We start from the raw sequence: 4632 nt of genomic DNA, 5'->3' as shown, positions 1-4632 counted from the left end.
GTGTTGATAAAAATTGCTGTAGCGGCAACCCTTGCGGTTGCCGCTACAGCATAATGATAAGAATGCTTTTGAGTAAAAACAAATCCTTTATACAGCCCTAACTGGAGATTTAAAATGTACCTTGTAATTCCGAAATCGAACATCCGATATCCGAAAGAAAAACTAGGTTTTGAGTCTAAAGATTGGTTTCCTATATTTGCTACTTTTCATCTTAACTAAACTATGAAATCATGAATACAGATACTACTAAAACCATTCTTTGGATTCTCAGTATCCTTTATGGGATATTGATTGTTGGGTCATTTTTTCCAATTATGATGAGCCCTTTTTTGTTCGATGCGGGTGCCACAAAAGGACGCTGGGTAACTTTTTTCTCGATTCTGTCTTTTCCTATCTTAGCCTTGATTTCGATTATTGCTGCTTGGTGGTTGTTTCGACATGGGCATTATTCGGCAGCCAAATGGGTCTTTACTTTACCTGCTTTGAGCATTATAGGATTTTTTGTCGGTTTTTCGATGCCCTAGTTTAATGGCATTTGTCCTGCAAAATGAAGAACTAAAAGATATAGGTTGATAGATACTCTCAAGAACATCGTGTTTGTTCTGACAGAGAATAGCCGATTACTTGACAATACGAGGAAGTGACCTTCAAGTTTTTGAGGTAGTTCACTGAATTTTATGAAAACAGTTTAAAACTGTTAAAAAAAGTAAGTCCAAGACTAAGTCTTGAACTATGAACTACAATTTTGTACCGTAATCAGAGAGAATAGGATGAAAGTTTAACCAAGATTTAGTTCTAGACTGACTATTCCACTTAGCGGGTGAATTTATTCACCCCTTACGAAAGAGTTGAAATAGCTTCATAAAAAAAGGGTCGAAAAATTATTTTTCGACCCTTTTTTTATGCTAAAATCAGCTTTAGACGCAATGTGTTGTGTTTTACAAATGAAGATTTTAGTAAAAATAATCACTCATTCACTCAATCACAATTCACTAAATATTATACCGCAAAACTTTCGCCACAGCCGCAAGTACGGGTAGCATTTGGGTTTTTGAACTGAAAACCTTTGCCATTCAGACCGTCAGAAAAATCTAACTCGGTGCCAGCTAGATATAGAATTGATTTTTTATCGACCATGATTTTAACGCCTTTGTCTTCAAATACCATGTCGTTAGGTTGTGGCGCTGAAGCAAAGTCAAGGTCATACATTAAGCCCGAGCAACCACCACCTTGTACGGCTACACGTACATTGTAATTATCGCTCAAACCTTCTTTATCACGTAGTTCTTTGATTTTTGCGGCTGCTATATCTGTTACTGTTACCATGATGCTATATCGATTTTAGGAAAAACAAGTTGTTATGAATTTTGAACTACAAAATTAACTGAAAAGTTCCGAAAATCTATTTCTTAGGCAAATGAACCTCTGCCATCATGCACCGTGCCGAACCGCCTCCGTTACCTTCAATCATACTTAAATCGAAGTGGAGTATGGTGCAATAATCGCCGAGAGTTTTGGTTTGGGCTGGTGTAAGCGAGTAATAGGCAGCATCGGACATTACTAAATATCGGTCTCCTTTATCGCTACGAATTTCGAGCATATTCCCTGCAAACTGGTTCATCTGGTCAAGTGTGATTTCTATCACTTGTTTTCCGCTGCTTTCGAGCGAGTTACGTACCTTCAGACGTTCGTCCAAATCAGGAATAGCATCCAAACAAATCACCGCAAACATATCTCCCACGCACATCAAGACATTAGTATGGTAGATTTGTTTGCCAGCACCATCTACTGCCGTGAATTTTACGATTTCGTAATTCATCTGAATACTGAACTCATTGAGTACAGTTTCGTAGGTTCGTGGTGAAATACAAGCATACGCAATTTTAAATTTACGGTCGAGTACCATAGAGCCTGTACCCTCCAAAAACTCACCTTTTTCCTCAAATGTAGATAAGTCTATTCTTCGATTGATATAAAAATCTTTTTCTAGTAGACCAATTATATCCTGACGCCTTTCCAAGCGACGGTTAGGAGCCTGCATAGGATATTCGATAACTGTGCCATTATAATGGAAAGAAATCCAGTTGTTAGGAAAAATAGAATCGGGAGTATGCGGCTCTGGCGTATCATCTACCACAATGACATTAACACCATGTTTGCGGAGGCGAGCCACCATTTCATCAAATTCCTGTAAGGCTTGAGTTTGAGCCGTTTCTTGGGTTTGCTGACCAAAAGCTTTATCCTGAAATGCATTAGATTCGGCTGTTTGTTCATTAAATCCAAATCGCACAGGTCGAATCATCAGGATATTTGAAGTTGTTTGTGAGCGCATATCTTGAACCGTTTTGTTTGTTGAAAAATAGTTGTTTGTGAATAGTGTAGCCCTTACCATCCAAAAAAGATTACCTATTGGGTTTTCGTCAATGAGCTATCGGCATTTAGGAAAGATATTTCTATTACTTCTTTATCAATTTCCGATAGCTTATTGCTCATGGCTGATAGCCAAAACCTAAAATCCTTCTCTTAGAATTGGCATCGACATACAGTGTGAGCCACCACGAGCACGAGATAATTCTGCTGATGGGAGTAGTATAAAGGTATTTTGCATATTTTCTGGCGACTTGCGACCACTTTCAAAATCCTGAATCAAATCCGCGGCTTTGATGGCTTCAAAGCCTAATGCTTTAAATGCTTCAAGCGTTTTGTCGTTTCTATCATAACCTATTACAACGCCTTCTTTGAGCGCCAACAAATTGCAAGAATCTGTCCACTGCTCGCGGTCGCCATAAGGGAATTCATTGTTTCCCGAATACACAAACTGTACATCGAGAGGCATACAACCGAGGTCATTCACTGAAATTTCTGTTAGTAAATCCTCTAAGTATTCAATTACTCTGGGCTCTTTAGCATCCTTTCTAAATTGTATAATTCGCAATTCATCTTTTACTTTTGCTTTGATGAGACCAGCTTTTACAAAAACCTCATTTTCTTGTTTGGCTTGTTTTCCTAAAGAGCCTAGCAATACCCACACGTTTCTTTTGACTTGTGTAAATACGGTATCGATATGCATATAGTCGCGTTTTTTAGGAATCTTGACCAACGTTACCTTTTCTACAATATTTTTATCAAAAAGAGCTTCTATTACCTGCTTAGCAGCATAAACCGTTGTTCTTTCCGAAATACCAATTAATAAATGATTAGGCGCAACCATCATGACGTCGCCACCTTCGAGCGTTGCAATCGTGTCAGACTTTTGATCGTCGGGCATCAAAAATTGATGTTCGTTGTCAGGGATTTCAATAATATTGCTTCGTATTTCGTCAAAGATTTGATGATTGAAGAAAACATATTGCATAAGTAATGCCTCACGCGTTCGAGCAATTTTTGCAGGTTTATTCAGCAACAAATAGTTATTGATGGTAATCCCAATATCGCGAGTAAATATAAAGTTGGGAATAGGAGCAAAAAGCATTTGTTTATCGGGAGTCATACCCGAAATCAACGTTTTGGCGAGCTCCGAAGAGGCATAATTTAAGAGGGTATTCTGAATAGCATAAGAACAATGTTCAACCGCACATACGGCAGCTACGAGCCGCGTTCGGATAATAGAATTGTCTAAAACTTCTGCCAACAGCCTTTGTACTTCTATTACCTTGTCTGATTTGAAATAATGTGGACTTTCGGGTTTAAAAAATTCTCTGGAGGTATCAGCGTCGATTTCTTGTAGTCTTCCTTTGATTTTGGCTGGGTCCAGAAAATACAAGAGGGTTTTTACATAATAATCATATTCATCTCTACGCATGGTATCCAAATGCACAATGTCTTCAAATAGCCAATCTTGCGCTTTTGAAGGAATAACCTTCCCTAAACCACTGTCTGGGCTATGAATCAATAACCTCTTGAGCGTTCCTACTTCCGATGAAACATTGATAGACTTTTCCATAAATTTGATTGTCTTTGAAGTTTATTGCTTTTTAGGTAAAAAATGGTAAAAAACTCATTTTTCGCAATAAACGATTTTTTTGGGACAATGTCAAGGTTAAGCAGAAACATAATGTAATTTTGACTTTGGGTTAGCACCCAAAATTAAGTTTAATGTTAGGCAATAGGCTTTAGGCATTAAGCCGTAAGCTAAAGAAAATAAAATTATAATGACCTTTGGCTTAAGGCCTACGGATTACTGCTTGTAGCTTTCAAGTTAAATCTAGTTTTGCAAGACTACTTAAGCTGAATAGATTTTCATAAAAAGCTAAAAAAATCATTATTATATAATTGAAGTTTTTTTTGTGTAAAATAAAATATTTTCATTGTATACGTAGAAAATTCATCAAGAGGTGTACCATATCGTACCTCAAAGCCTAAATTTGAGGTATTCGGATGCAATCCAGTTAGTGATTTCTTTCGTAAATTTATGTATCTATATATAGGCACGGGAGAGAAGTTACTCGAATTGATAGTATTTATGGTAATTTGTCATTTGCTCATGACGCATTCCAATAAGCAGTAATTAGGCGGTTTAATTGCACGATATTGAATGTATTGTTAGCCTTACTACAATTGGAGACTATACTCCCTTTTGCTTTTTTATTCTTCTCTAAAAATCTTCCTCCATTCATTTTACTGATTTTATGA

General features: G+C 37.2%; 4 protein-coding genes. 1 reads left to right on the top strand and 3 read right to left on the bottom strand.

Features of this window, described 5'->3' with window-relative positions; all coding sequences use genetic code 11:
• Positions 1 to 230: 230 nt before the first annotated feature.
• Positions 231 to 524 carry a hypothetical protein gene (locus tag ACOVQ4_RS19000; RefSeq protein WP_421822185.1) on the top strand — a complete coding sequence of 98 codons (294 nt, stop codon included), beginning with the start codon at positions 231 to 233 and terminating at the stop codon, positions 522 to 524.
• 475 nt (positions 525 to 999) lie between these two features.
• Here the strand turns inward: ACOVQ4_RS19000 and ACOVQ4_RS18995 are convergent, their stop codons facing one another.
• The 3 genes from ACOVQ4_RS18995 to ACOVQ4_RS18985 all read right to left on the bottom strand — a co-directional run bounded on the left by ACOVQ4_RS18995 (position 1000) and on the right by ACOVQ4_RS18985 (position 3943).
• Positions 1000 to 1326 carry a HesB/IscA family protein gene (locus ACOVQ4_RS18995; RefSeq protein ID WP_421822184.1) on the bottom strand — a complete coding sequence of 109 codons (327 nt, stop codon included), beginning with the start codon at positions 1324 to 1326 and terminating at the stop codon, positions 1000 to 1002.
• A gap of 76 nt (positions 1327 to 1402) precedes the next feature.
• Complete coding sequence (ctlX, locus tag ACOVQ4_RS18990) at positions 1403 to 2332, bottom strand: citrulline utilization hydrolase CtlX (RefSeq protein ID WP_421822183.1); 930 nt, start codon at positions 2330 to 2332, stop codon at positions 1403 to 1405.
• Between the two features lie 177 nt (positions 2333 to 2509).
• Positions 2510 to 3943 carry an arginine deiminase family protein gene (locus ACOVQ4_RS18985; RefSeq protein WP_421822182.1) on the bottom strand — a complete coding sequence of 478 codons (1434 nt, stop codon included), beginning with the start codon at positions 3941 to 3943 and terminating at the stop codon, positions 2510 to 2512.
• Positions 3944 to 4632: the final 689 nt, after the last annotated feature.

Source organism: Flectobacillus sp. (assembly GCF_049240685.1).
GTDB lineage: Bacteria > Bacteroidota > Bacteroidia > Cytophagales > Spirosomataceae > Flectobacillus.
Note: the sequence above shows the minus strand (reverse complement) of the source record. Positions and strands in the feature narration are given on the sequence as shown.

Coding starts and splice junctions, on each gene's coding strand:
- ACOVQ4_RS19000 (WP_421822185.1), top strand. CDS start 231: ATGAATACAGATACTACTAAAACCATTCTTTGGATTCTCAGTATCCTT.
- ACOVQ4_RS18995 (WP_421822184.1), bottom strand. CDS start 1,326: ATGGTAACAGTAACAGATATAGCAGCCGCAAAAATCAAAGAACTACGT.
- ctlX (WP_421822183.1), bottom strand. CDS start 2,332: ATGCGCTCACAAACAACTTCAAATATCCTGATGATTCGACCTGTGCGA.
- ACOVQ4_RS18985 (WP_421822182.1), bottom strand. CDS start 3,943: ATGGAAAAGTCTATCAATGTTTCATCGGAAGTAGGAACGCTCAAGAGG.